Annotated in this window: 18 protein-coding genes; 12 read left to right on the forward strand and 6 right to left on the reverse strand. The window is 61.7% G+C overall.

The genetic code is table 11. The features are described from left to right. Positions 1–33: 33 nt before the first annotated feature. A complete protein-coding gene (locus KHO33_RS17330) occupies positions 34–1,338 on the reverse strand; it encodes a CitMHS family transporter (RefSeq protein ID WP_200565341.1) in 1,305 nt (434 codons plus the stop codon). A gap of 99 nt (positions 1,339–1,437) precedes the next feature. On the opposite strand from KHO33_RS17330, the gene KHO33_RS17335 reads away from it, so the two are divergent. The 3 genes from KHO33_RS17335 to KHO33_RS17345 all read left to right on the forward strand — a co-directional run bounded on the left by KHO33_RS17335 (position 1,438) and on the right by KHO33_RS17345 (position 4,390). Continuing rightward, the gene (locus KHO33_RS17335; protein WP_200565342.1) at positions 1,438–2,349 is read left to right on the forward strand and encodes a LysR family transcriptional regulator; all 912 of its coding nucleotides are present in this window, start codon (positions 1,438–1,440) and stop codon (positions 2,347–2,349) included. Between the two features lie 200 nt (positions 2,350–2,549). Beyond that, entirely contained in the window at positions 2,550–3,056 is a 507-nt protein-coding gene (locus KHO33_RS17340; RefSeq protein ID WP_234476948.1) for a DUF2844 domain-containing protein, read from the forward strand. A 29-nt stretch (positions 3,057–3,085) separates the two neighbouring features. Further along, the gene (locus tag KHO33_RS17345) at positions 3,086–4,390 is read left to right on the forward strand and encodes a DUF3443 family protein (protein WP_054035513.1); all 1,305 of its coding nucleotides are present in this window, start codon (positions 3,086–3,088) and stop codon (positions 4,388–4,390) included. Positions 4,391–4,471: 81 nt separating this feature from the next. On the opposite strand, the gene KHO33_RS17350 is transcribed toward KHO33_RS17345, so the two are convergent. Continuing rightward, on the reverse strand, positions 4,472–5,323 hold the full coding sequence (locus KHO33_RS17350) for an IclR family transcriptional regulator (RefSeq protein WP_200565343.1): 852 nt from the start codon (positions 5,321–5,323) through the stop codon (positions 4,472–4,474). A 143-nt stretch (positions 5,324–5,466) separates the two neighbouring features. Here KHO33_RS17350 and KHO33_RS17355 point away from each other — a divergent pair, with 143 nt between their 5' ends. The 5 genes from KHO33_RS17355 to KHO33_RS17375 all read left to right on the forward strand — a co-directional run bounded on the left by KHO33_RS17355 (position 5,467) and on the right by KHO33_RS17375 (position 12,006). Continuing rightward, on the forward strand, positions 5,467–6,675 hold the full coding sequence (locus KHO33_RS17355; protein ID WP_200565344.1) for an acyl-CoA dehydrogenase family protein: 1,209 nt from the start codon (positions 5,467–5,469) through the stop codon (positions 6,673–6,675). A gap of 8 nt (positions 6,676–6,683) precedes the next feature. After that, positions 6,684–8,921 carry an acetate--CoA ligase family protein gene (locus tag KHO33_RS17360; RefSeq protein ID WP_234480581.1) on the forward strand — a complete coding sequence of 746 codons (2,238 nt, stop codon included), beginning with the start codon at positions 6,684–6,686 and terminating at the stop codon, positions 8,919–8,921. 116 nt (positions 8,922–9,037) lie between these two features. Beyond that, positions 9,038–10,435 (forward strand): MFS transporter, encoded by a 1,398-nt coding sequence (locus tag KHO33_RS17365; protein ID WP_200565346.1) that lies wholly within the window; start codon positions 9,038–9,040, stop codon positions 10,433–10,435. 139 nt (positions 10,436–10,574) lie between these two features. Continuing rightward, complete coding sequence (locus KHO33_RS17370) at positions 10,575–11,381, forward strand: alpha/beta fold hydrolase (protein WP_200565347.1); 807 nt, start codon at positions 10,575–10,577, stop codon at positions 11,379–11,381. A gap of 397 nt (positions 11,382–11,778) precedes the next feature. Then, positions 11,779–12,006, forward strand: coding sequence for a hypothetical protein (locus KHO33_RS17375; RefSeq protein WP_054035519.1), 228 nt, complete (start codon positions 11,779–11,781; stop codon positions 12,004–12,006). 149 nt (positions 12,007–12,155) lie between these two features. Here the strand turns inward: KHO33_RS17375 and KHO33_RS17380 are convergent, their stop codons facing one another. Next, positions 12,156–14,384: an NADP-dependent isocitrate dehydrogenase gene (locus KHO33_RS17380; protein ID WP_200565348.1), complete on the reverse strand. Its 2,229-nt coding sequence runs from the start codon at positions 14,382–14,384 to the stop codon at positions 12,156–12,158. 408 nt (positions 14,385–14,792) lie between these two features. On the opposite strand from KHO33_RS17380, the gene KHO33_RS17385 reads away from it, so the two are divergent. Next, positions 14,793–16,982 carry a TonB-dependent siderophore receptor gene (locus tag KHO33_RS17385; RefSeq protein ID WP_200565349.1) on the forward strand — a complete coding sequence of 730 codons (2,190 nt, stop codon included), beginning with the start codon at positions 14,793–14,795 and terminating at the stop codon, positions 16,980–16,982. 55 nt (positions 16,983–17,037) lie between these two features. On the opposite strand, the gene KHO33_RS17390 is transcribed toward KHO33_RS17385, so the two are convergent. Then, positions 17,038–17,955, reverse strand: a complete 918-nt coding sequence (locus KHO33_RS17390; protein WP_200565350.1) for a LysR family transcriptional regulator — start codon at positions 17,953–17,955, stop codon at positions 17,038–17,040. A 127-nt stretch (positions 17,956–18,082) separates the two neighbouring features. Between KHO33_RS17390 and KHO33_RS17395 the strand changes: the two genes are divergently transcribed. Continuing rightward, complete coding sequence (locus KHO33_RS17395; protein ID WP_200565351.1) at positions 18,083–19,789, forward strand: MFS transporter; 1,707 nt, start codon at positions 18,083–18,085, stop codon at positions 19,787–19,789. A 78-nt stretch (positions 19,790–19,867) separates the two neighbouring features. Here KHO33_RS17395 and KHO33_RS17400 read toward each other — a convergent pair whose 3' ends face one another. Both KHO33_RS17400 and KHO33_RS17405 read right to left on the reverse strand, forming a co-directional pair. Then, positions 19,868–21,166 (reverse strand): MFS transporter, encoded by a 1,299-nt coding sequence (locus tag KHO33_RS17400; RefSeq protein ID WP_200565352.1) that lies wholly within the window; start codon positions 21,164–21,166, stop codon positions 19,868–19,870. 54 nt (positions 21,167–21,220) lie between these two features. Continuing rightward, a complete protein-coding gene (locus KHO33_RS17405; RefSeq protein WP_200565353.1) occupies positions 21,221–21,694 on the reverse strand; it encodes a hypothetical protein in 474 nt (157 codons plus the stop codon). Positions 21,695–22,185: 491 nt separating this feature from the next. Here KHO33_RS17405 and KHO33_RS17410 point away from each other — a divergent pair, with 491 nt between their 5' ends. Beyond that, entirely contained in the window at positions 22,186–23,346 is a 1,161-nt protein-coding gene (locus KHO33_RS17410) for an iron-containing alcohol dehydrogenase (RefSeq protein WP_200565354.1), read from the forward strand. 271 nt (positions 23,347–23,617) lie between these two features. Further along, positions 23,618–25,399, forward strand: coding sequence for a collagen-like triple helix repeat-containing protein (locus KHO33_RS17415; protein ID WP_200565355.1), 1,782 nt, complete (start codon positions 23,618–23,620; stop codon positions 25,397–25,399). Positions 25,400–25,475 lie beyond the last annotated feature (76 nt).

Below are 25,475 nucleotides of genomic sequence, written 5' to 3' on the forward strand. Positions count from 1 at the left end.
GCTGGTCGCTTCCATTCAGTCAAACAGTCAAGCTCACAACGAGAATATCCCCAGCACGACGCAGGCGATCGTCATGACGATCGACGCGCCGAACAGCAGGGGGAACGTGAATTTCTGGTGGTCAGCGAGATCGATACCGCACAGGCCGACCACGAGGAAAGTCGCCGGCGTCAGCGGGCTGACCGGAAAGCCGGTGGTCATCTGGCCGAGCAGCGCGGCCTGGCCGACATGCACGGCGGGCACGCCGAGTTGGCCGGCCACTTCGGCAATTACCGGCAGCACGCCGAAGTAAAACGAATCCGGATCGAACAGCATGCTCAACGGCATCGACACCAACCCGAGCGCGACAGGGATGTGGCCCGCCATGGCGGGCGGCACGAAGCCGACTGCCGCCTGTGCCATTGCCTTCAGCATGCCGCTGCCCTGCATCACGCCGGTAAACACGCCGGCCGCCAGCAGAATGCCGGCCATCATCAACGCGGCGCGCGCGTGAGCGTCGATCCGCTTACGCTGCATGTCGACGTTCGGATAGTTCACCATCAACGCGATACATAGTCCGACCATGAACATGATGGCCGGTGGAATCTTCTCGCCCATCACCACCATCGTGCCGAGCACGACGAGCGTCAGGACGATGTTGAACCAGAAGTTTTTCGGCCGGCGCAAGGCCTGCTCTTCGGGCGTCAACTCGCGTTTTGGCATCGGCGCGGAGCCGTTCGCGGCGGTGAGGCCGAGCCGCCTTTCCTCGCGCCGCCCAAGCCAGAACGCCATGCTGAAGACAAACACCAGGCCGATCAGCTGCACGGGAATCAGCGGATTAAACAACGCTGAAATCGGCAGATGCAGCGAAGCCGACGCGCGAATCATCGGCCCCGTCCACGGCAGAAAATTGATGCCGGCGGCCATCGAAACGGCCGCGGCCAGCACGCGCCGGTCCATCTTCAAACGGTCATAGAGCGGCAGCATCGCGGGAATCGTGACGAGAAAGCACACCGCACCGGACCCGTCGAGGTGAATCAGCAGCGCAAGCAACGTGGTGCCCATCACGATCCGTGTGGGCCGCGTGCCGACAGCGCGCAGAATGCGGTCGATGATCGGATCGAGCGTGCCGGCATCGGTGATGGTGCCGAAGTACAGAATCGCAAACACGAACATGCCGACAACCGGCGCGAGACTCTTGAGCCCGTCGATCACGAATTTGCTTGTCTGAAAACCGAACCCGCCGATCAGCGAAGCAGCGAGCGGCACGATGATGAGCGCCACCAAGGGCGACATCCGTTTCGACAGAATCGCGCCGAGTAGCACGACGATGGTGGCTAGCCCCAGCAGTGGCAGCATGTCCTTGTCTCCGATGTTGTTTTTTACTGTGATCCAGCGTAAGTTCGAGGCGGCGATAAATCAATTGAAATGAATTGATCGCAGCTATTACAAACCATCATGGATCTGAACCTTCGGGACATTCGCGCGTTTATCGCCGTGGCGCAAACCGGCAGTTTCACGCGCGCGGCCACGCGCCTGCATCTCTCTCAACCGGCCTTGACGGTGCAAATACGGCGCCTCGAGGAGACGGTCGGCCTGCGCCTGTTCGATCGCAACAGCCGCAACGTCGCGCTCACACCGACCGGCCGCGAACTGTTACCGCTCTTGCAAAAGTCCCTGCATGACATGGAGCACGTGCTGATCGACGCGCGTGCGCTCGGCGAAGGATCGAGCGGCACGGTGCGGATCGCGTGCTTGCCCACGTTCGCGGCGAGCGTATTGCCGGAACTCGTGCAGGACCTGAAGAAGACCGTTCCGCGCGTGAGCTTTCATGTGCGCGACGTGGTCGCCAGCATGGTCAACACGCTGGTGCGCAACGAGGAAGTGGATATCGGTTTGACCGGCGGCGAACTGGGCGACGCCGGCTTCGAGGTGCTGCATGCGGGCATCGACCGACTGGTGGCGGTGTTTCCGAAGCGCCATGCGCTGGCGCGCCGCAAACGCATCACGCTGGCCGACCTTGCCAGTGTTCCGCTCGTGCTCACGGCGCAAGGCACGAGCGTGCGAGCTGTAGTCGACAGCGCGTTTGCCGATGCGCAGGCCATGCCGGAGATTGCGTGCGAGCCGACCTACATGATGAGCGCGGTCGCGATGGTGCGCGCGGGGCTCGGCGTGACCATCCTGCCGGCGTCGGCCCGCGAGGTCAGAGCGGAACCTGAACTGATCGTGCGCCCCATCGACGATCCCGCGTTCACGCGCCCTATCGCCCTTATCAAGAAGCGTGGCAAGACCCTGCCGCCGGTCACGGAAACCTTCGTTGCGGTGTTGATCGACAAGCTCGGCAGGATTGCAGCGGCCGGACAGGCTTGAGATCGAGGGGCGGCCAGACGCGCCAGTTCGCCGCGGCGCGCATTATCAGTTTCCCGCAGCTTACCTTTCAATTTCAAACAGAACCCGAATCGCCGCGCTATTCGTCTGTTTTAATCGAAGAACAGCACGCTAGTATTTACATCGCGCGGGCGCGAGGAAACGTTCGCGCGCATTTTCCGAAAAACGTCGAAAACCAAAAAATGATAATCAGCCAATTTCGAATGCTCGTGGTGGCCGCGGCCTCGTTCGCCACGATCGCGCCGGCGTATGCAGGGTTAGGCGGCGCACCGACCTACCCCGTGACCGCCAGCAGCACCAGCGCAGGGGCAGCCAGCCTGGGCGGCAGCGCGGTGGCCCGCTTTGCTGCCAGCGGCAATGCGGCTTCGTCCACTTACACCGTGAGTCAGACCACGCTTGCGTCGGGCACGGTGGTGAACGAGTACATCGCGGCGGGCAATACCGTGTTCGCGTTGAGCTGGGAAGGTCCGACCATGCCGCCGCTCAACACGCTGCTCGCGACTTACTTCCCGTCTTACGTGCAGGGACTCACCGATGCGCACGCAGCGCAAGGCGGTGGCTATGGCGCAGCGGTCGTGCGTCAGTCGGCTCTGGTTGTTGAAACAGGTGGCCATATGGGCGCCTTCGTGGGTCGAGCCTACCTGCCGCAAGCCTTGCCGCAAGGCGTTAGCGCTGACGACATCAAGTAAGTCTTTAAAAATCAATCGAGAGAATAAAAGTGCGCAAAATCGCATGGATCATTGCCGCGGCGCTCGGCCTGAGTCTGGCTGGCTGCGGTGGGGGCGGTAGCGGGGGTAGCAACAGCGGAACCAACAGCAACACATCGATAAACGCACCTGGCGGTTCGCCGGCGACGCCGAGCGGCACGAGTTCTTCGTCCAACGCCCTCGCGGTGGACGCGTCGGCAGTGCCTACTGCGGTCGGTCCCGGCAATACGATAGCCGTGACGGTCAGCCGAACGGGCATCCACAATCAGCCCATGGTCAGCGTCACGATCTGCGCCCCAGGATCTAGCGCAGGCACCAACTGCGCGACGATTCCGAACGTGATCGTCGATACCGGATCGTTCGGGCTACGTCTGGTTCGCTCAGCGATTCCGGCCGCCACCTTCAGCGCGCTGACAGCCGAAAACGCTCAGCCGAGCGGTCTGCCGCTCGCCGAATGCGCATTGTTCGGCAGCGGCTATGCATGGGGCTCCGTCCATCTTGCGGACGTTGCGCTTTCGGGTGAGATTGCCCCGAGCTTGCCGATCCACGTGATCGGCGATTCGGACCTGACCGTGGCCGCGCCGACCGAATGCCAGGTTGGCCGCGCACTGGTCACCACGGCCGATATCGGCGCAAACGGCATCCTCGGAATCGGCGTGAGCCCGAATGACTGCGGCACGGCATGTGCGAATGCAGCGGTCTCGACGTTCTACTACACCAACGCCGGCACGGCCACCTCGGTACCCGTAAGCGGACAGATCACCAATCCGGTCACACTGTTCGGGCAGGACAGCAACGGTGTGATTCTGGAGATGGCGCAGGTTTCCGACAGCGGCAGCACGACGGCTCAGGGTACGCTGGTGTTCGGGATCGACACGCAGACCAACAATGCGTTGTCAGGCACCGGCGCCACGCTGATCAGGACGAACGGGAACGGCGACTTCGCGTCGATCTACGGCGGCTCCACGCTGACGAAGACGTTCTTCGATTCCGGATCGACGGTGTTGTTCTTCCCCGACCTGACGATCCCGGTTGATAGCGCGTCCGGATACTACATCCCGACGACGACGGTGGGGCGAACGTCCACGCTGGTGGCAACCAGTCCGGCGAGTGTCTCACTCGGTTTCAATATCGCCAACGGAACGACGCTGAACGCGTCAGGAAATAACGCGTTCAATAACCTCGGTATTTATCTGTCGCGGCAGTTCGACTTCGGCATGCCGTTTTTCTACGGGCGGCACGTGTACTACGGCATTTCGGGCAAGACGTCCACGGGTGGGGGCACGGGGCCTTATGTGGCGTATGTTTCGAGTTGAGGGGTAGTGGTTCTGCAAGCAAACCCGGCCTGAGCGCCGGGTTTGTTTTTAGTGGCGCCGAATCTGCACGAGCGCCTTCGCCTAATAAATCCCCATCGCCCCTTCAATACTCCGCACCATCGAAACCAGCCGCGGTCCGATATCGCCTTCGAGCTGATTGTCCTTCAGCAGATAAGAAGGCACGCCGCAGTTGAACACCAGAATCTCGCCATCGGCTGAAGGTTTCATCGGCACGGCGACGGCGTGGACTTCGCGTCGCAAGTCTCCGTACGAGACGCAGAAGCCCCGCTCGTAGAAGTAATCAATGCTGCTCATCACGCGCTCGCGAAACGTAGTCCATTCATTCGGCGACTTCACCGCGATCTCGTTGCAGAGCGCCTCGCGCCGCTCGGCCGGCAGCGCGGCGAGCAGTGCGCGGCCCATCGCGGTTCGCACGATCGGATAGCTAAGCCCGATATCCGCGGGCAAACCCAAAGGCGTCGTGCTACGGCTGCTTTCCAGGTACACGACATTGAGCCGGTCGCGCATGCCGAGTGAGACCGAGCCGCGAATCTGATCGGCCAGGTCCTTCATCGAAGGCCGCGCGATCTGCCGCACACTCAGGCTCGCGAGCAACGGATAGCTCAACGACAGCACGGCCGAGCCGAGCTGAAACTTGTTGTTCATACGATTGACGCGCAGGTAGCCGAGCCGCGTCAACGTGTAGGTGAAGCGCGAAATGGTGGCCTTGGTCATGCCGGTGCGCGCCGCCAGTTCCGCATTGCCGAGTTGCGATTCACGCGGCGTGAAGCAATGCAGGATGTCGAGGCCGCGCGCCAAGGTGGTGGCGAACTGCCGATCACCGTCGAATTCGTCGGGCACGTAGCGCGCCTTCGAATCCAGATAGTCGCTTGCCAGCGCCGCGGCTTCGGAAGGCTTGTTGTTGGCTGCCATGGTCGTCTCCCTTCAGATAGCCAATTTTGCGCCTCCTGTTCAGCATATCCAAACTCTGTTCTGCAGAGTCGAACAAATCGCGCCGGTGACCTGTAAATCTTCGATAGTGCAGTCATAAATCGACTCACATGACGGAGACAAGCATGATCAGCAACCCCTCGCATTTCGACTCGATGCTCGCCGACGTCGCGCGTTTCGTTCGTGAAGAAGCGATTCCGCGCGAAAACGAAATCGAGCAGGCGGATGCCGTGCCGGCGGATCTCGTCGAACGCATGCGCGAACTCGGTTATTTCGGCTGGAGCATTCCGCGCGACTTCGGCGGCGCAGGACTGTCGACGGAGCAACTCGTGCGCGGCGCATTCGCGCTTTCGCAAGCCTCGGTGGCATTTCGCGCGCGGGTCGGCACGAATACCGGCATCGGGTCGGAAGCGCTCGTCGCCGATGGCACCGACGCGCAGAAGCAGCGCTATCTGCCGCGTCTCGCTTCGGGCGAATTGACCGGCGCTTTCGCGCTGACCGAAGCGGACGCCGGCTCGGACGCCACCGCGTTGCGCACCACCGCGCGGCGTGATGGCGATGACTACATTCTCGACGGCAGCAAGTGCTTCATCACCAACGCGCCGATCGCGGACCTGTTCACGGTGATGGCCCGCACCGATCCGGCCACGCCGGGCGCCGGCGGCATTTCCGCGTTTCTTGTCGAACGCGGCATGCCGGGTCTCTCCACCAGCGCGCCTTACGACAAGATGGGCCAGGCGGGCTCACCGGTCGGTGACGTGGTGTTCAATGCGTGCCGGGTGCCCGCAGCCAATCTGATCGGCGGTGTCGAAGGTCAAGGCTTCCGGACCGCGATGAAGGTATTGAACAAGCAGCGCATCCACCTGGCCGCGCTGTGCACCGGCCCGGCAATGCGGATGCTGGACGAAGCCGTTGCGTACACATCGAAACGCGAGCAGTTCGGCAAACCCGTCGCTGAGTTCCAGCTCGTGCAGGCGCTGATCGCCGAATGCCAGACTGAAATTTTCGCCGCGCGCTCGATGATTCTCGAAACCGCCCGCAAACGCGATGCAGGCGAAGACGTCGCGCTGGAAGCATCGATGTGCAAGATGTTCGCTTCGGAGATGTGCGGACGCGTCGCGGACCGTGCGGTCCAGATGCTCGGCGGGCGCGGTTATCTCGCGGGAAATGCGGTCGAGCGCTTCTACCGCGACGTGCGCGCGTTCCGCATCTATGAAGGCACCACGCAGATTCATCAGCTGAACATCGCGAAGATCACGCTGCGGCGCGCGGCTGAACGGGCTCAGGCGAAACAGAAGGACAGCGTTCACACCGACGCTGCGCGTGCCGCATGAGCGCCGCCATGAACACCACCGCACACACCACAAACACGCTCGACATTCAACGGCTCGTCGAGCCGCGCTCGATTGCAATCATCGGCGCCTCGAACGATCCGAAGTCGATCAGCGGCCAACCGATGCGCTTTCTCATGCAGCACGGGTATCAGGGCGCGCTGTATCCGGTGAATCCGAAGTACGCCGAGATTGCCGGCGTGGCGTGCCATGGCAGCATCGCCGCGTTACCCGCCACACCCGATCTCGCGTTGATCCTCGTCGCGGCGCGCCGTGTTCCCGACATGCTGCGCCAGTGCGGCGAAAAAGGTATCGGCTTCGCGATCGTCTACAGCTCCGGATTCGCGGAAGCGGGCGAAGCCGGCGCCGCGTTGCAGCGCGAATGCGCGGAAGTCGCGAAGACGTTCGGCATCCGCGTGATCGGCCCGAACTGCCAGGGATTCGTCAGCACGGGCGCCGGCGTCTACGCCGGATTCGGCGCACCGTTCGGCGTCGATTACCGGCGCGGCGGCCTGTCGTTGATTTCGCAAAGCGGCGGCTTCGGCTGCGCGCTGCTGCTGATGGCCGACGAACTCGGCATCGGCTTGCGCCATTTCATCACCACCGGCAACGAGGCCGACGTCAGCCTGCTCGACCTCGTCGATGCCTGTATCTCGGATCCGCAAACGTCGTTGATTGCCGCGTATATCGAAGGCTTGAAGGATGCACGGCGGCTTGTCGACGTGGCCAACCGTGCGCTCGACGCCGGCAAACCGCTGCTCGCGTGGAAGGTCGGCAACACCGCCGACGGCGCCAAAGCAGCCGCGTCGCACACGGCGAATCTGGGCGGCGCATCCGCGCTCTATCGCACGGCTTTCCGTCAGACCGGCGTGATCGAAGTCACCGATGTCGCGGACCTCGGCGACTACGCCAAGGCGTTCGAAGCCAAACGCCTGCCGCGCGGCAACCGGATCGCGGTCGTTACGCTCTCGGGCGGCGCCGGCATTCTGATCACCGATGCCTGTGCTGAACGTGGCATGTCCGTGCCGTCGTTGTCGGCCGATACGCTCGAACGGCTCAAACCGATCGTGCCCGCGTTCGCTTCGCTGAACAATCCGATCGATCTCACCGCGGGCATCCTCGCCGAGCCGAAGATTTTTGCCGACGCGCTGCAGATCATTGCCGACGATCCGAATATCGACGCGATCGCGATCATGGCAGCCGCCGCGAGTGGAGAAGTCGCGCGCGTGATGGCGGAGGCAATCGTGCGTGTCTACGACGCCACGACCAAGCCGATGATGCTCGCCTGGAACGCCCGCCGCGACATGGCCGTCGGCGCATACGACATGATCGAAACGCATGGCGTGCCGCTGTATGCAACACCCGTGCGTTGCGGACGCGCATTCGCGGCGTTGTCGGACTATGCGCAGGCGCAGCGCGCACGTGCAGCAGTGCGTAGTGCAAAACCGCTGGCACGTCCGCAATACGACGCCAAGCAAGCTCGCGCGTTGCTGGCTGTCAGTCAGGGCGATCTGACCGAACATGCCTCGCAATCGTTGCTGCGCGATTACGGCATCGAAACGCCCAGGAGCGCGCTCGCGCACAACAGCGACGAAGCCCGCGCCATCGCGCGGTCGATCGGATTTCCGCTCGTCATCAAAGTGCAATCTCCCGACATTCCGCACAAGACGGAAGCCGGCGCAGTGCGAATCGGCATCCGCGATGAAGCGGCGCTTGCCGATGCCTTCGACGAAATCGTCGCGAATGCGCGCCGCCATGTGCCTCACGCGCGAATCGAAGGCGTGCTGGTGCAGGAAGAGATCCGCGATGCGATCGAGATGATCGTCGGCATCGAGAACGATGCGACGTTCGGACCGGCTGTGATGTGCGGTCTAGGCGGAATCTACGCCGAGGTGCTGAAGGACGTGACGTTCCGGCTGGCCCCAGTCACTCACGCCGACGCCCACGCGATGATCCGCGAACTGCGCGCCTTCGCAATGCTCGACGGTGCGCGCGGCAAACCGCCTGGTGATATCGAAGCCCTCGTCGAGACGATCGTCGCGCTTTCCACCATGGCGCTCGACCAGCAGGCGAGCCTCAAGGAACTGGATATCAATCCGCTTTTCGTGCTGCCCGCTGGCAAGGGCGTGCGAGCCGGCGACGCGCTGGCGCGCTGCCTGCCGCGCGCCGCCCATGCAGCCGGCTCCGTCAACGCCGCCAACGCCATGCACGAAAGCGAGCATTGCGCTCGAGATGTCGTGGACGGATAGTGACGCGGTGCCAGGCCGCTTTGAGACCGGGCGTCGCTGATCTGCCGCGCTAAATACAGTGCTATGCACCACGCGCAGCGACACCCACCGCAGTTGGCATTCTTCGCGAGACCATCATGCACGGCTATTCGCATTCAGGCACATCGACCACGGACAACCTCACGCCCGTCGAAGTCGAACGCACTTACCGCAAGATCTTTTTCCGGCTGATTCCGTTGCTGTTTCTCTGCTACGTGATCAGCTACATCGACCGCGTCAACATCAGCTTCGCCAAGCTGCAGTTCATGCACGACCTCGGCTTCTCGGAGTCGACTTACGGCTTGGGCGCGGGGCTTTTCTTTATCGGCTACGTGTTGTTCGAAGTCCCGAGCAATCTATGGATGCAGCGCGTGGGCGCACGCCGCACGTTGTTGCGCATCATGTTCGCATGGGGGCTCGTGTCGAGTCTGATGATGTTCGTGCGCACGCCGACGCAGTTCTACGCGATGCGCTTCCTGCTCGGCGTGACCGAAGCGGGCTTCTTCCCCGGCATCATCTTCTATCTGAGCTGCTGGTTTCCCGGCGCGCGGCGCGCACGCGTGACCGCATTTCTGATGATGGCGACCGCGGTGGCGGGGATCATCGGCGGGCCGATGTCCGGGTTCATCATGACGCGGCTTGCGGGCGTCGGCGGCTTGCCGGGCTGGCAGTGGCTGTTTCTTCTAGAAGGCGTGCCGGCCGTGACGCTCGGCATCGTTGCGTTCCTCATGCTCGGCGATAAGCCGGAAGACGTGAGCTGGCTCGACGCGCGCGAGAAAGCGCTGGTGTCGCATGAACTCGCCGACGACGAAAAGACCAAGCAAACCGGTCATCTCGATGGACTGCGCGGCGCGCTCGCGAATCCACGCGTGTACTTCGCGGCACTCGTCTATTTCGCGGTGATGATGCCGTTCAACGCGATCGGCTTCTGGGCGCCGACCATCATCCGCGACATGGGCGTCGCCAACGTGCTGGATGTCGGACTGTTGTCGGCGCTTGTTTTCATCGCGGCTGCGCTCGGCACCTATGTGGTGGGTGCCAGTTCCGACCGGACCATGGAACGGCGCTGGCACGTCGCGGCAAGCGCCTGCGTGACCGCGCTGGCGTTCGCGTTGCTGCCTGCCGCCGGCCATAACGTCGCGTTCGGTGTTGGCTTGCTGGCGCTGGCGGCGGCTGCGTCGTACGGCTCGTTTGTCGTGTTCTGGACGATTCCGCAGACCTTCCTGCCGCGCTCGTCGGCTGCGGGGGGCATCGCGATGATCACGAGTCTCGGCGGCACGGGTGGGTTCGTGAGTCCGGCGTTTGTCGGCTGGGTCAAGACGCAGACCGGCAGTGCGCAATTTGGGTTGATTGGCCTGGCGGTGGTGCTGCTGGCCGGGGTCTTGTTGATGCTGGTGGTGTTTCCGGCGCCTGGGAGAAAAGTCGCGGCGTCCATAACCGGCGGCGGCAATGCGAATGCGTCAGCGCAACACGGGTTCGGTCAGACGCATCAGTGAGCAGGAGGCTCCGCTGCCGAAAGACGCCGCTCACCCACCCTCCCGGCGCGAAAATTCGTAACTTTGTTGATTTTCCGGTGGCGGCGCTGGCAACCTGGTGGATCCTTGTATTACTGAGTTCACCAGGAAGGCACCGTTCATGCAATCCCACGACGACGATCTCACCCATTTCGAAGCCCACGGCGCAGCCCCGCTGCCTGCCCCGAACGATCACGGCTACGTCGAGCACGAAGGCGCGCGAATCTGGTACGCGTCATATGGAACCGGCAAACCGGTGATCCTGCTGCATGGCGGTCTGGGGCACAGCGGCAACTGGGGCTATCAGGTTCCGGCGCTGGTCGGCACGGGGCATCGCGTGATAGTTATCGATAGCCGCGGCCACGGCCGCAGCACCCGCGACGCGCGTCCCTATATGTATGAACTGATGGCCTCCGACGTTCTGGCCGTGATGGACACGCTGCAGCTCGACCAGGCCGCGCTAGCCGGTTGGAGCGACGGCGCCTGCGTCGCCCTGGTGCTGGGCCGCCAGGTCCCGGAGCGGGTTGCAGGCGTGTTTTTCTTCGGCTGCAACATGGACCCGAGCGGGACGAAGGAATTCGTGCCGACGCCGATCATCGATCGCTGCTTCGGACGGCATGCCAAAGACTACGCGCAACTCTCGGCCACGCCGGACGACTTCGACGCATTTGTCGGCGCGGTCAGCGAAATGATGAGAACCCAGCCCAACTACTCCGCGCGCGATCTGGCCGCGATCCGAGTGCCGGTTGCGATCGTCCAGAGCGAGCACGACGAATTCATCAAGCCCGAACACGCCGACTATCTCGCCCGCACCATTCCCGGCGCGAAGTTGATTCTTTTGCCTGGCGTGAGCCATTTCGCCCCGCTGCAACGGCCGGATGAGTTCAACCGCGTGCTGCTGGCGTTTCTAGGCCAGGTTCTTTCCTGAACAGAACGATCACGGGCGAAGCCGCGCTCCGCCCCGAATGCACCCTGCCCCACTATTTGGCCAACCCGCCAAAATTTCACGATGTGGAATGAAGCCTTGCTTCGTAAAAAATCGTGGTGCGTGGCACAAATTCGCCATTTCGCAATGCCGCCCCACGTTGCACATCGTAAAATTGAGATGGCAAGCCGTTATTTTTAAACGATATTTTTTGATCGAATGAACTGTCTAACAGCCCCTTGCGCCGAGACCCGCTGACGTAGACTCTTTTACAAGAGCCGGCGCTTCATGTGGTGCAGCGAAATAGACGGGACGAAAACGCAGTCGCAGTATGTCCCCCGCTCCACGCATGAAGCCGCCGCGGCACAGCGGTTTTTAAATGGCAATTGGGAGACTAAAAATGAAAGGCTTTCGCTTTGGATCGACCGAGGGAGCGTTCTACATTTTGCCGGGCCAGGGCGGTTGGGAGGCAACCTACGGCAACGAGACGCTCGGTGAATTTTCCAGCCCGCAACAGGCAGCCGATGAAGTCGCACGCGGCCTGACCTGCCCGCAGTTGACCGAAATCGACACGTCCACGCTCGACATTCCAGAAAAACTCAGCGATTGGGAAATCGTTCACGTGTGAGGACAGGCATGACCGCCACCCACGTACGTGTAGAAACGACGATGGCGCTCCTCGGGAGCGCCATCGTCTTGTTTGCTGCTTACTTCAGTGCCTGCTTCGGTACGTTGAGGAACAGCTTCAGTACCTCATTCGGCACTTCGTTCCGACCATCAGGCAACCGCGTCCACGATCTTGTTCAGCGTGGCGCTCGGGCGCATGGCCTTGCTCGTCAGTTCGACATTCGGACGGTAGTAACCGCCGATATCCACCGGCTTGCCTTGCGCTGCACCCAACTCTTCGATGATCTTCGCTTCGTTCTCGGCCATCGCCTTCGCCACGCCGGCGAACTGCGCCTGCAAGGCAGCGTCTTCAGTTTGCGCGGCCAGCGCTTCCGCCCAGTACATCGCCAGGTAGAAGTGGCTGCCGCGGTTGTCGATACCGCCAATCTTGCGCGCCGGCGACTTGTCGTTGTCGAGGAACTTGCCCGTTGCCTGATCCAGCGTCTTAGCCAGAACCTGCGCCTTCGGGTTGTGATACGCGCCGCTCAGGTGTTCGAGCGAAGCCGCCAACGCCAGGAATTCGCCGAGCGAATCCCAACGCAGGAAACCTTCTTCGACCAGTTGCTGAACGTGCTTCGGCGCCGAACCGCCCGCGCCCGTTTCGAACATGCCGCCACCTGCCATCAGCGGAACAATCGAGAGCATCTTCGCGCTGGTGCCCAGTTCCATGATCGGGAACAGGTCGGTCAGGTAGTCGCGCAGCACGTTGCCGGTGACCGAGATCGTGTCCTTGCCGGCGCGGATGCGTTCGATCGAGAACTTCGTCGCTTCAACCGGCGTCATGACGCGGATATCCAGACCGCTGGTGTCGTGGTCCTTCAGGTATTGCTCGACCTTCTTGATGATCTGGGCGTCGTGCGCACGTGCCGCGTCCAGCCAGAAAATAGCCGGCGTGTTGGTGGCGCGTGCGCGGTTCACCGCGAGCTTGACCCAATCCTGGACCGGCGCATCTTTGGTCTGGCACATGCGCCAGATGTCGCCGGCTTCAACTGCCTGCTCGATCAGCACCGTACCGGCTGCGTCGGTCACGCGAACCACGCCGTTCGCCGGAATCTGGAACGTCTTGTCGTGTGAACCGTATTCTTCAGCGGCTTGCGCCATCAGGCCGACGTTCGGCACCGTGCCCATGGTGACCGGGTCGAATGCGCCGTTCTTCTTGCAGTCTTCGATCACGGCCTGGTAGACGCCGGCGTAGCAACGGTCCGGAATCACCGCCTTGGCGTCGTGCAGTGCGCCGTCCGCGCCCCACATCTTGCCCGACTCGCGAATCATGGCCGGCATGGAAGCGTCGACGATCACGTCGCTCGGCACGTGCAGGCTGGTGATGCCCTTGTCCGAGTTGACCATCGCCAGTTGCGGGCGTTGCGCGTATTGAGCCTTGATGTCGGCTTCAATCGCTTCGCGCGTTTCGGTCGGCAGATCCTTCAGGCGCGCGTACAGGTCGCCGATACCGTTGTTCGGGTTGAAGCCGGCTTGCGCCAGCGCGTCGGCATGCTTGGTCAGCACGTCCTGGTAGAACACCGAGACCACGTGACCGAAGATGATCGGATCCGACACCTTCATCATGGTGGCCTTCAGGTGCACCGAGAACAGCACGCCCTTCGCCTTCGCATCGGAGATTTCCGCTTCGATGAAGCTGCGCAGCGCGTTCTTGGAGAGCACCGAAGCGTCGATGATCTCGCCCGCTTGCACGGCCGTCTTTTCTTTCAGGACCTTCGCCGAACCGTCGGCGCCGATCAGTTCGATCTTCACAGCGCCGGCTGCTGCAATCAGCGCCGATTTTTCGCTGCCGTAGAAATCGCCGCCGCTCATGTGCGCCACATGCGACTTCGAGTCCGCGCTCCACGCGCCCATCTTGTGCGGGTGCTTGCGTGCGTAGTTCTTCACCGACAACGGCGCGCGGCGATCCGAATTGCCTTCGCGCAGCACCGGGTTCACCGCGCTGCCCTTGATCTTGTCGTAACGCGCCTTGACGTCTTTTTCAGTGTCGGTATTCGCCACGTCCGGATACGGCGGCAGCTTGAAGCCCTGATCGCGCAGCTCGGTAATCGCGGCCTTCAGTTGCGGCACCGATGCGCTGATGTTCGGCAGCTTGACGATGTTCGCTTCCGGACGCGTGGTGAGTCCACCCAGTTCCGCCAGATCGTCGGAACCCTTCTGTTCCGCGGTCAGGTAGTCCGGAAATGCAGCGATGATCCGGCCGGCGAGCGAGATATCGCGCGTTTCAACGATCACGTCGGACGAGCGCGTGAACGCCTTGACGATCGGCAGCAGCGAATAAGTCGCCAGAGCAGGCGCTTCGTCGGTCAGGGTGTAGATGATCTTCGGCGATGTGGACATGTTTGATGCTTTGCTAGGTGAAGTGTTAGACAGAGCGTTGGTGGCGCTGAGTCGCGCGATGGCGACAAAGCAGCAAGAACGCAGCGCGACCCACGGCACTACTTTTTACGGCACGGACGTGAGTATATGCGTGTTTTCCAGTACTCGCTGCTAAACAAACATGCCGCCGTCACACCCCGCACAGGGTGAGGCCCCGCCAGATAAGGCTTTGAGCCGATTGCCCTATGTCTTAAGACAAGTGTCTTATAGATGACTTGCCGTTTGAAATTAACGATTGTGAATGCGAATCAGATGCATTAACATTCGTAAGATTTGTAGGTTGGACTGTCCGCTTAATTACCATTCGCTCGATCGGCGTCATTTCGCACATTTTTGGTGCGCGGCGTCGTGCTGCCTAATTCAAACAACATGCAGAATTCATTTGTCGCGGGACGCCCAGCGCGCCCAACTTTTTTGCGCGGCCACCGCCGTACTCCGTCCTTACTCAGCGCAGGGCTCCTCGTCAGCGTCGGCTTATCGTTGTCTACGCTGTCATCCTCGGGATGGGCGCAGGTCGCGGCAAGCGACACGGCCGCCACCCTGCCCGCCGTGAGTGTGTCGGCCACGAAAGACACGACCGTGGCGCAGGCCGATACCATCAGCGCCGGCGCGCTGGGCTCGCGCAAACAGGTGGATACGCCGTTTTCGACGCGCATAGTGACGAGCGACGAAGCGCAGGACCTGATGGCGGCAACCGCCAACGATCTGTTCAAGTACGACCCGGCGGTCGCGACCATCAGCGAAAACGGGATCAGCGAAAACTCCATGTTCACCGTGCGCGGCATGCCGATCGACACGCTGAACAGCATCAAGGTGGATGGCCAGACCTTCCCCTCGTGGGACACCGATCTCTCGCTCGAACCGTTCGAGCAGGTCGAATTGCTCAAGGGTCTGTCCGGCTTCATGTATGGCTTCGGTTCGCCGGGCGGCATCGTCAACTATGTGCTCAAGCGCCCGACCGACGATCCCTACCGCAGCATCTCGATCGGCTACAAGTCGGCTGGCGTGTTCAGCGAAGCGGTCGATCTGGGTGGCCGCTTTGGCAATGACAACCGTTTCGGCTATCGCCTGAACCTCGTCAACGAAGATGGCAACACCGCTGAAGACCACGGCCACATCCGCCGCCAGGTAGCCTCGCTTGCGTTCGACTTCCGCATTACGCCGGACCTGACCTTTACCGCCGACGCCTTCTATCAGAAGCGCAAAACCAACGGCACGCTATTCGGCCTGATGTTCGGCAGCGGACTCAGCATTCCCGACGCAAGCACCGTCACCCACGCGCTGACGCAACCGCAGAATTACTACCAGACCGAGATGGCCTCGTTCGGCACGGGCCTGGATTACCGCCTCTCCGAGAACTGGCACGCGAGCGTGAAGTACCGCTTCGCGAAGGAAAACCGCACCAATTCGGACAGCTTCCTGTATGTCACCGATAACGCGGGCAACTACTCGAACACGCTTTATGCGGCGATGACGCGTTACTTCTATCAGAACGTCGACGCGATGGTGCAGGGCAAATTCAACACCGGCAGCATCAAGCACGACGTCGTGGTCGGTGCGGGTTTCCAGACGCAAACCAGCGAGTACAGCAACAGCGAAGGCTGGAATAGCGGCTACTTCCTCGGCAACGGCAATCTGTACAACAGCACGCTCTTGACCAACGACGAAGTCAGTATCGGCTCGGACCTCTATCGTCAGCAGCGCACCACGCAGGCTGCCGTGTACGCGAGCGATACGGTGCAACTCACGTCGCGTTTGTCCGCTCTGGTCGGCGTACGTTACACGCAATACCGCGAGCATGTGTACGGCACGAGCGGCGCCGTATCGTCGCAATACAGCGCGGATCCGGTCACGCCGACCTTTGCGCTGATGTTCAAGACCGATCCGTATTCGACGGTGTACGCGAGCTATGTCGAATCGTTGGAACAGGGCGGCGCGGCATCGAACACCAACCTCAATTACCCGGATACGTTCGGCCCGCTGAAGAGCAAGCAGTACGAAGTCGGCTTCAAGACGGACCACAGCAAGTGGGGTGCCAATCTTGCGCTGTTCCGTGTCGATCAGGGCTACAACTATACGAACTCGGCCAACATCTTCGTGCAGGACGGCACGAAGCGCTATACCGGCGTCGATGCAAGCGGCTGGCTTGCGCTGACGAGCGAATGGCGCGTGATGGGCGGCGTGATGTGGCTCGACACGAAGGCGGTCGATGTGGACGACGCCAGCGTCGAAGGCAAGCGCGTGTATGGCGCGCCGAGATTCACCGTGACCGGCCGGATCGAATACAACCCGTCGTATCTGCGTCCGCTGACGCTGGCGTTCGGCGGCAAGTACGTCGGCAACCAGGCGGTCGACGCGGCCAACACGCAGTTCGTGCCGGCTTATGTCACGTACGATTTGAGTGGCCGCTACGAGACGAAAATCGCCGGCAAGGATGTGACGTTCCGTGCGGGGATCAACAATCTGTTCAACCGCCGCTACTGGACCACGGCATGGGGCTACTACGTGGCGCCGTCGCCGACACGGACTGCCGTGGCGAGCGCTACGTTGCAGTTCTAAGCATTACGTAGGAACGGAAGCGCGCCCACCGTAGCAGCGGGGGCACGCCTCCTCATCAGTTCGCTGGGGGCGCTCCAAGCATCCCAGGAATCTCGGCAACGAGCGCATCAATCGCGCAGCGCGTCTTCAACGCGAGATACCGGCTCTTCGGCCACACGACGTTGATCTCCTGTGAAGGTCGAAAACAGTTCTCCATCACGGTCTGCAACTGACCTGTTGCCTCAAAACGCGTGAGCAGCCAGCTTGGTAGCCACGCCAGCCCGAAGCCCGCAATCGCGGCATCCACGATCCCCTGCATATCGTCAAAGCTAAGCTGCGGCACGACATCCGCGCGGCGGATTTGCCCATCGACATCGAGCACATTCCACGGCTCGATAACCCCGTTACGTGAGTAAGCAATGATCGTGTGCCCGTGGAATTCAGCCACGCGGCCCGGCGTGCCGCAGCGCGCGAGATACGCCGGCGCGGCGCCAATGCTTGCGTACTGAACACCGAGCCGCCGCGCCGCGAGACTCACACTATCGACCAGTGGACCAATCCGAACGACGAGATCGAAGCCCTCTTCCACGACATCCACAAAACGGTCCGTGACCGAAATGTCGATCTTCAGTTGCGGATGCCTGCGCGCAAGCCCAAGCAGCACCGGCGCCACGCAATGATGGCCGAAGGCCTGCGGCACGCTCACCCGCAGACGCCCTTTCGGTTCGCGGCGCCCCGAGTCCAGATCGGCTTCGGCGGCTTCGAGTTCAGCCAGCGCGCGCACGCAGCGGTCGTAATACGCTTGCCCGGCCTCGGTGAGACTCTGGCTGCGCGTCGTGCGATTGAGCAGACGCACGCCGAGACGCTTTTCGAGCCGCACGATGACCTTGCCAACCGCCGAGCGTGTGAGATCCATGCGCTCGGCAGCCAACGCGAAACTGCCCGTCTCAACCACACGCACGAACGTTGTCACGCCGTCGAGAATGTCGCTCACACCCTTACCTTATTGGTTCCTTGAAGGACGCATTTCCGGGATTTATTCGCGTCAATCGGGACTTAAATTCCCTCTATATTACACAGTCCATGGTGGCCAAAGCCATCGACTATCGAGGTGAATTCCTATGTCCGGGTCCAGAAACGCGCCGCCGTCCTACGACGAAGGTTCCCAGGCGGTTATCGCGGAAGAACATCCATCAAGCTTGCCGGATACGCGGGCAGCAGACGCCTCTTCGAGCGACGCCGCGCAACCGACCACTCGCTTCTCCATCAGCAAGAACACCTTGGCGTTGGGCGCCGTGTGCCTGGCTTCGCTGATGTTCGGCCTTGAAATCTCTAGCGTGCCCGTGATCCTGCCGACACTCGAGCGTGTCCTGCACGGCGACTTCAAGGGCATGCAGTGGATCATGAATGCCTACACACTCGGCGTGACGACTGTGCTGATGGCAACCGGCGCGCTGGCGGACCGCTTCGGCCGCAGACGTATTTTCGTCGTCGGGATCGCGCTGTTCGGCCTCACCTCGCTGATCTGCGGTTTCGCGCAGAGCGTGCCGACGTTGATCGTCGCGCGCCTACTGCAAGGCGCGAGTGGCGGCGCGATGCTGATATGCCAGGTCGCTGTGCTCTCGCATCAATTTAGCGAGGGACCTGAACGTGTCCGGGCCTTCAGCGCGTGGGGCATTATTCTCGGCATCGGGCTTGGTTTTGGACCGATCATCGGCGGGATGATCGTTGCGGTGTCGGGATGGCAATGGGTCTTCTGGATTCACGCGCTGCTTGCCGCCGTCACGTTGACGCTCGTTTTCGGCGGCGTCCAGGAGTCGCGCGATCCGCACGCGCACACGCTCGATGTGGCCGGCATCGTCACGCTTTCGCTGGCGGTATTTGGACTCACGTACTACATCACACAGGGTTCGGATCTTGGTTTCGCGAGTCTTCGCGCGATCCTGATTCTGGTGGCAACGGTCGTCGCCTTCGTGGCTTTTCTATGCGCCGAGCGACTCAGTGCGCGCCCGATGTTCGACTTCTCCGTATTCAGGATCCGGAAATTTTCAGGCGCGTTGATGGGCTCCGCGGGCATGAACTTCAGCTTCTGGCCGTTCATGATCTATCTGCCGATCTATTTCCAGATCGGTCTCGGCTACGACAGCGTGAACGCCGGTCTTGCGCTGCTCGCATACACGCTGCCGACACTGTTATTTCCGCCGCTCGGTGAACGTCTTGCGCTGCGTTACGGATCAGGAATCGCGATACCAGCAGGCCTGTTTACGATCGGCCTTGGTTTCATGCTGATGAAATACGGCAGTCACGCCCCGCATCCCGGCGTGTGGACCATGCTGCCCGGTTGCATCCTCGCCGGCGCCGGCCTCGGCCTCACCAACACGCCTGTCACCAATACGACGACCGGTGCGGTTCCGGCGGAGCGGGCGGGCATGGCATCCGGGATCGATATGAGCGCGCGCATGATTACGCTTGCGATCAACATCGCCTTGATGGGGGCGATCCTGGTTGGCGGCATCCTCGTCAATCTGCGGGCGAGACTGCCTGCTACGCTCGACACCGCGCCGCTCGGACGGCTGGCGGAAAAGATCGCCGCGGGAGACGTCGAAGCGGTCAGACAGGGAATCCCTGCACTAGCCACACTCGACCCATCCGGCACCGCCGTTCACGCCGCACTAATAGACGGCTTTGGCTGGGTGATGCTCTATGGCGGCGCCGGAGTCTGGGTACTCGCCGCACTGAGTTTTGTGATTTCGGGCAGTGCTTCGAGAAGGCTGAGAAAAATAGAAACGATCCCGACGCGGCAGTCCGTTCGATGCGACTCCTGCTAAATGCCAACGGTCAATTGACGTTCGGCGTCAAAGTGCGCCGCTAGCACCTTGATAAGGTCGAGAAGCAGTTCGCAACGCTCAGCGCAACCGCAAGGCGGTTTTGCATTTCCACAAGGCCACAAGACTCAGTGCGCCGAGAAATGCCAGGTACAACGCAGGTGAAAGCTTGTTGCCGGTGAGTTGAATTAGCGAATCAACTATCAACGGCGCGAACCCGCCGAAGACGGTTACACCGATGTTGTAGCTGACTGCCATACCGGTAGCGCGTGTTTCTTTCGGAAAGGCGTCTGCCATCAACGCGGGCAGCGCCCCAAAATACACGGCCTTCAGCAGACCGATCCACGCCATCATTGCCATTAACGCGGCCAGGCTCGGATGACGGATCAATGCGGCAAACACCGGGTAGATCGACAACGTGAAGATCACGCCAGAGGCCGCCATCAAGCGAATTCGGCCCACCCGATCGGAGAGGAGACCGATGAACGGCGGTACGAACATCAGAATTGCACCCGTCAACACGGTCGCGGTGAATCCGAAGCTCGCCGGCATATGAAGCTGCTTGACCGCATAGGTCGGGATATAAAGAATCACGTAGCTCGTGCCGGTCGACACGGCCAACACGCCGATCGAGAGCAGCATGCGCAGTTTCTGTTGCGCGAAAACAGTCCTGACAGGCGTACACGCGACAGGCGATTTGCCCAGGTTATGAAGGTCATGCTCCTCCTTCATCTGCCTGCGAAGGTACAGTCCGATTGGCCCGATCAGAATTCCAAAGAAAAACGGAACGCGCCAGCCCCATGACTCCATGGATGCCGTGTCCAGGGTGCTGGTCAGCACCGCGCCGAACGCTGCGGCCAGTAGATAACTGAGTCCCTGACTCGCGAACTGGAAGCTCGCCATAAAGCCGCTTCTGTGCGGCGCCTGCTCAACCAGAAACGCGGTCGTACTGCCAAACTCGCCGCCTGCGGAAAAGCCCTGCAGCAGCCGGGCAGCAAGCACGGCGATAGGTGCAGCCATGCCGATTGACGCGTATCCCGGCATGACGGCGATCGTGAGTGTGCCGACCATCATCAGCATGATTGACACCAGCATCGACGCTTTCCGACCGTGCCGGTCAGCGTAGGAACCAAGTGCGAGAGCACCAATCGGTCGCACAAGATAGGAAATACCGAAAGTGCCAAGCGTGACCAACAGCGATACCGCAGGACTGGATACCGGAAAGAACGTCTTCGCAATGGTCGTGGCGAAAAATCCATAAATCAGGATATCAAACCATTCCAAAGCGTTTCCGATAGTCGCTGCAAATATGGTGAGATAGAAGCTGGTCTTCTTCGGCTGAGAAAGAAGACTGGCGCTCGCACTTGCGGATGTATCCATGACATGCTCCATAAGGGCTTAGCAGTGAACCTGCGGGCCATACACCCGATGTGGTCAATAACCGGTCGCTACGTTGCGTAGGACTGCTGCGCGGAGAACAGCAAAGACTCGCTCGACCCCGATCCGTACTGCCGACGCCTCGTTCATATCGATTCGATAGCGCATGTGCAAGACGGGCTGCCCGTGAACACCGCCGAGCCAATCCAGCTCTTCCGGCGCGCTGGACCACAGCAACAGCTGTACGGCCCGGGATAACTGCCGCATCGATTTTGCGGCGTCCCCCGTCGCCGTAGCGCCGGAGAATGTCTCGTGTTCGCTGGATTCGATCCATGCTCGATGCAGAGATACAGGCTCGGGAATTCGCAGCATCGAGACCTGAGACACGGCGGTGAAACGCTGCGCCAGCGCGTGTGCTACCGAAGTCGGAATGCTCCCGTCGACAACGATGCACAGTTGCGTGAATTCAGATGCCCGCAGTATCCAATCCCAATCCGCCCTCGACATATCATGCGAATCCAGGCTACCCATTGCACCCTCCGGAAAGGTCAACGTCGCTTCAAAACACCAGACAAGCCTGACCCGCGCTCTGATTCAAATTCTAAAGAATTTGATCCGAAATCAAATTGCGAAAAAAATTTCCCGTGCTTACTTTAAGAAACTTCGTCACGGTTTTTATGCGCGAGAATTTTGCATAGATGCAAATTCGCACAACAAAAAAACGCGGATCAACTGGACCCGCGCCACTCACGCATGCCGGCATGCGGCTTCGTACGACGTCGTCGCGCCTGCCTCAACCCAGCGACGTGGCGAGACTCGCGCCGCGGTCGAGCTTGAAAAACAAAGTTAAGCGGATCTCGACACCTGGAGCCTGGTGCCTGGAGCAAAGCGATCCGAATCTGGTACAACTGATGTCTGCCTATCCACCCGCGATAGCGAATGGTGGAGTCCGGACTCCGAACGTTGGAAGTACCGATCTTGCTGGCGCAATCAATCGCCAGCACCGACCTGCAGGTGAAAAGATGAACGCATTCCGGTTTCAAACCGTGCCGACAATGGTCGTCGAATTTGGCGCAGCGCGCCGTCTCGGCGCTTTGCTGCGCGCACAATTTCCGTCGCTTACACGCCTGTGTGTGGTGACGGATGGGTTTCTTCACCAGAGTGGACTGCTGAATCCGGCGCTCGCCGATCTCGCGGCACACGGCTGGGATGCCACCGTGATCGACGACGTGATCGCCGATCCGCCAGAGCACATCGTGCTCGAAGCGACCTCGCGCGCGCGTGAGTCCGGCGCTGAGATCGTGCTGGGACTCGGCGGCGGCTCCTCGATGGATGTGGCCAAGTTGATTGCCGTACTGGCACCGCAGGATCAACAAGCACTCAGCGAGATGTACGGCGTGAACAAGGTGGCGGTGTCGCGCCTGCCGCTCGTGCAGATGCCGACCACCGCGGGCACCGGCTCCGAAGTCACGGCCGTATCGATCGTGACGGTGGGCGAGGCGAAGAAGATGGGCGTGGTCGCGCCGCAACTGGTCGCCGACCTGGCGATTCTCGACGCGGAACTCACGCTCGGGCTGCCGGTTGCCGCGACGGCTGCAACCGGCGTCGACGCGATGGTTCACGCGATCGAGGCGTACACGTCCGCGCATTTGAAAAACCCGGTGTCCGACATGCTGGCGGTGAAGGCGCTCGAACTTCTGTCGCGTAATCTGTTGCCCGCGTGCGAGAACGGCCAGAACCGCGCGGCGCGCGAAGCGATGCTGCTCGGCGCGGCGTTCGCTGGCCAGGCCTTCGCTAATTCACCGGTCGCTGCGGTGCATGCGCTCGCGTATCCGATCGGTGGCATTTATCACGTCCCGCACGGTCTTTCGAATGCGCTCGTGCTGCCGCACGTGTTGCGGTTCAACGCCGAGGCGGCGGCGCATCTGTACGCGGAACTCGCGGACGTGGTCCTGCCGGATATCACGGGCAGCGCCGAAAGCCGGACGCTGGCGTTAATCGAACGGCTCGAACAGATGATTGCCGCGACCGCGATTCCGGCCAGGTTGCGCGATGTCGGCATCGAACGTAGCGGGCTCGAACGGATGGCGAGCGACGCGATGCTGCAAACGCGGCTTCTGGTGAACAACCCCCGGCCTGTTACTGAGGCCGATGCGTTGGCGATTTACACCGCTGCGTTTTAATCGGCGCGGGGCGTAATTGAGGGCGCGAGTCGCTGCGATGTTTAGCGACGGCGGCGCGCCGTTACGCCCGGCGGACACGTTACGTAGCATGCACGTGGAACACGGCATCGCGTCTTTAAGCAGAATCGCGTTTATGGCGCGATAAATTCTTCATATCATAGATTGTTCAACCATATATGCGCCGAATCGTTGAGATGAAGCCATAACTCGCATTTGGCGTGCAACTTGCAGTGTTGGCCCCACCAATAGTCGTTCAACGGGGACCATCATCATGCAAAGATTCGCCGGTCGGACAGCCATCGCTGTTGCGACATCAGCATTACTCGCGCTCTACGGTTGTGGAACCAGTAATATCGGTACGCCCAAAACGGGGCTTGGCGGCGGTGGGCTAGGCGGCACTTCGGGTTCTAGCTCGGGGAGTTCGGGCAGTTCGGGTAGCTCGGGTAGCTCCGGTTCTAGCTCGGGCACTTCGGGTAGCTCCGGTTCCAGCAGCTCCGGTTCCAGCAGCTCCGGTACGAGCTCTGGTACGAGCTCTGGTACGAGCTCTGGTACGAGCTCTGGAACGAGCTCCGGTACGAGTTCCGGTACCAGCTCCGGCACCAGCTCCGGCACCAGCTCCGGTACGAGCTCCGGCACGAGCTCCGGCACCAGCTCCGGTACGAGCTCCGGCACCAGCTCCGGCACCAGCTCCGGTACGAGTTCCGGCACCAGCTCCGGTACGAGCTCCGGCACCAGCTCTGGCACGAGCTCCGGCACCTCAGGCACCTCCTCCACTCCTATCGGCAACGTCGTCACGCAAGGCGGCAACCTCATCACTGCCGTGGGCACGACCGTCGCTGATACGGGTTCCAAGATCACCGGCACTTCAGTCCCTGGCGTCAACGGCGCAACGACTGCGAATCTCGGCGCCGCGATCACCGATCTCGGCAACGGCGTCAAGGTACTCGGCAACGGCACGGCGGCAGGCCTCGGCACGCTCGGCAGTTCGACCAATCCGCTTGGCCCGACCCTGACCTCCACATCGGGTCTCGTTACTAATGCAGGCGCGGCCGTCACGGCGGTCGGCGGTGTCGTGACGAGCCTCGGAACCGGGCCGCTTGCGCCGCTCGCACCCGTCACGTCGACGGTAGGTACCGTGGTCGCCGGTGTGGGCGCCGGCGTGGTCAAAGTGGGCGCGGGACTGAACTCGGCGCTGACCAGTTCGCCGGTTCAACAGGTCGAGACCCAGCTGAGCACGGTCATCAACCCGATCACGCTCGTCGTTTCGAATACGACGCAGACCATCGGCAACACCACGGGTCTCGGCGCGCCGCTCAACGGCTTGCTGAGCACCATCGGCAACGGACTCGATTCGGCCGGTCAGAAAGTGTCCGGTGCGACGGGTGATCAGGTGGGTAAAGATGTCGGCGGTGTAGTGAGCCAGTTGGGCAAGACAGTCACGAGCACGGGCGGACTGCTGACGGGCGCAACGACCAACCCGCTGGCGCCGATCGCCGGCCTGGTGGGCCCGCTCGGCGGACTGGGTGGATCGGGCGGATCGGGTGGCGGCCTCAGCATCCCGCCGCTGACGGGTCTGATCGGCAACCTCGGCTCGCTCGGTGGGACCGGTAGCAGCGGTAATCCGCTCGCGCCGATCACCGGACTCCTCGGCGGCCTGAGTTCGCTCGGCGGCACCTCCAGCACCGGCGGTGGTCCGCTCGCACCGGTCACCGGACTTCTCGGCAACCTGGGTTCGCTCGGCGGCACTTCAGGCGCCGGCGGCGGTCCGCTTGCACCGGTCACGGGTCTTGTCACGACGTTGACCTCGACGCTGGGTGGCGCTGCGGGCCAAAACTCACCGCTCGCGCCTGTCACCGGTCTCGTTACGACGCTGACTTCGACGCTGAGCGGCGCATCATCCGGCAAGGCCTCGCCGCTCGCGCCGGTCACTGGCATCGTGAGCGGCCTGACCGGTGGCGCGGGCAGTGCCGGGAGTGGTTCGTCCAGCACGAATCCGCTGGCGCCGGTGACGAACCTTGTCACCGGATTGCTGGGTGGCGTCGCAGGTAAATAAGCGGTAATCAGCACAGCGGCCGGGACTTAAAAAATCAAAAGCCCGGCCGCTATCAATGTCATGACTACGAGGATGA

Origin of the sequence: Paraburkholderia nemoris (assembly GCF_905221015.1) — a bacterium.
GTDB lineage: Bacteria > Pseudomonadota > Gammaproteobacteria > Burkholderiales > Burkholderiaceae > Paraburkholderia > Paraburkholderia nemoris.

Excerpts from the sequence above, each read along its gene's own strand:
- KHO33_RS17335 (WP_200565342.1), top strand. The coding sequence starts at position 1,438 with ATGGATCTGAACCTTCGGGACATTCGCGCGTTTATCGCCGTGGCGCAA.
- KHO33_RS17330 (WP_200565341.1), bottom strand. The coding sequence starts at position 1,338 with ATGCTGCCACTGCTGGGGCTAGCCACCATCGTCGTGCTACTCGGCGCG.
- KHO33_RS17350 (WP_200565343.1), bottom strand. The coding sequence starts at position 5,323 with ATGGCAGCCAACAACAAGCCTTCCGAAGCCGCGGCGCTGGCAAGCGAC.
- KHO33_RS17400 (WP_200565352.1), bottom strand. The coding sequence starts at position 21,166 with ATGGATACATCCGCAAGTGCGAGCGCCAGTCTTCTTTCTCAGCCGAAG.
- KHO33_RS17410 (WP_200565354.1), top strand. The coding sequence starts at position 22,186 with ATGAACGCATTCCGGTTTCAAACCGTGCCGACAATGGTCGTCGAATTT.
- KHO33_RS17355 (WP_200565344.1), top strand. The coding sequence starts at position 5,467 with ATGATCAGCAACCCCTCGCATTTCGACTCGATGCTCGCCGACGTCGCG.
- KHO33_RS17415 (WP_200565355.1), top strand. The coding sequence starts at position 23,618 with ATGCAAAGATTCGCCGGTCGGACAGCCATCGCTGTTGCGACATCAGCA.
- KHO33_RS17375 (WP_054035519.1), top strand. The coding sequence starts at position 11,779 with ATGAAAGGCTTTCGCTTTGGATCGACCGAGGGAGCGTTCTACATTTTG.
- KHO33_RS17365 (WP_200565346.1), top strand. The coding sequence starts at position 9,038 with ATGCACGGCTATTCGCATTCAGGCACATCGACCACGGACAACCTCACG.
- KHO33_RS17385 (WP_200565349.1), top strand. The coding sequence starts at position 14,793 with ATGCAGAATTCATTTGTCGCGGGACGCCCAGCGCGCCCAACTTTTTTG.
- KHO33_RS17370 (WP_200565347.1), top strand. The coding sequence starts at position 10,575 with ATGCAATCCCACGACGACGATCTCACCCATTTCGAAGCCCACGGCGCA.
- KHO33_RS17380 (WP_200565348.1), bottom strand. The coding sequence starts at position 14,384 with ATGTCCACATCGCCGAAGATCATCTACACCCTGACCGACGAAGCGCCT.
- KHO33_RS17360 (WP_234480581.1), top strand. The coding sequence starts at position 6,684 with ATGAACACCACCGCACACACCACAAACACGCTCGACATTCAACGGCTC.
- KHO33_RS17405 (WP_200565353.1), bottom strand. The coding sequence starts at position 21,694 with ATGGGTAGCCTGGATTCGCATGATATGTCGAGGGCGGATTGGGATTGG.
- KHO33_RS17395 (WP_200565351.1), top strand. The coding sequence starts at position 18,083 with ATGTCCGGGTCCAGAAACGCGCCGCCGTCCTACGACGAAGGTTCCCAG.
- KHO33_RS17340 (WP_234476948.1), top strand. The coding sequence starts at position 2,550 with ATGATAATCAGCCAATTTCGAATGCTCGTGGTGGCCGCGGCCTCGTTC.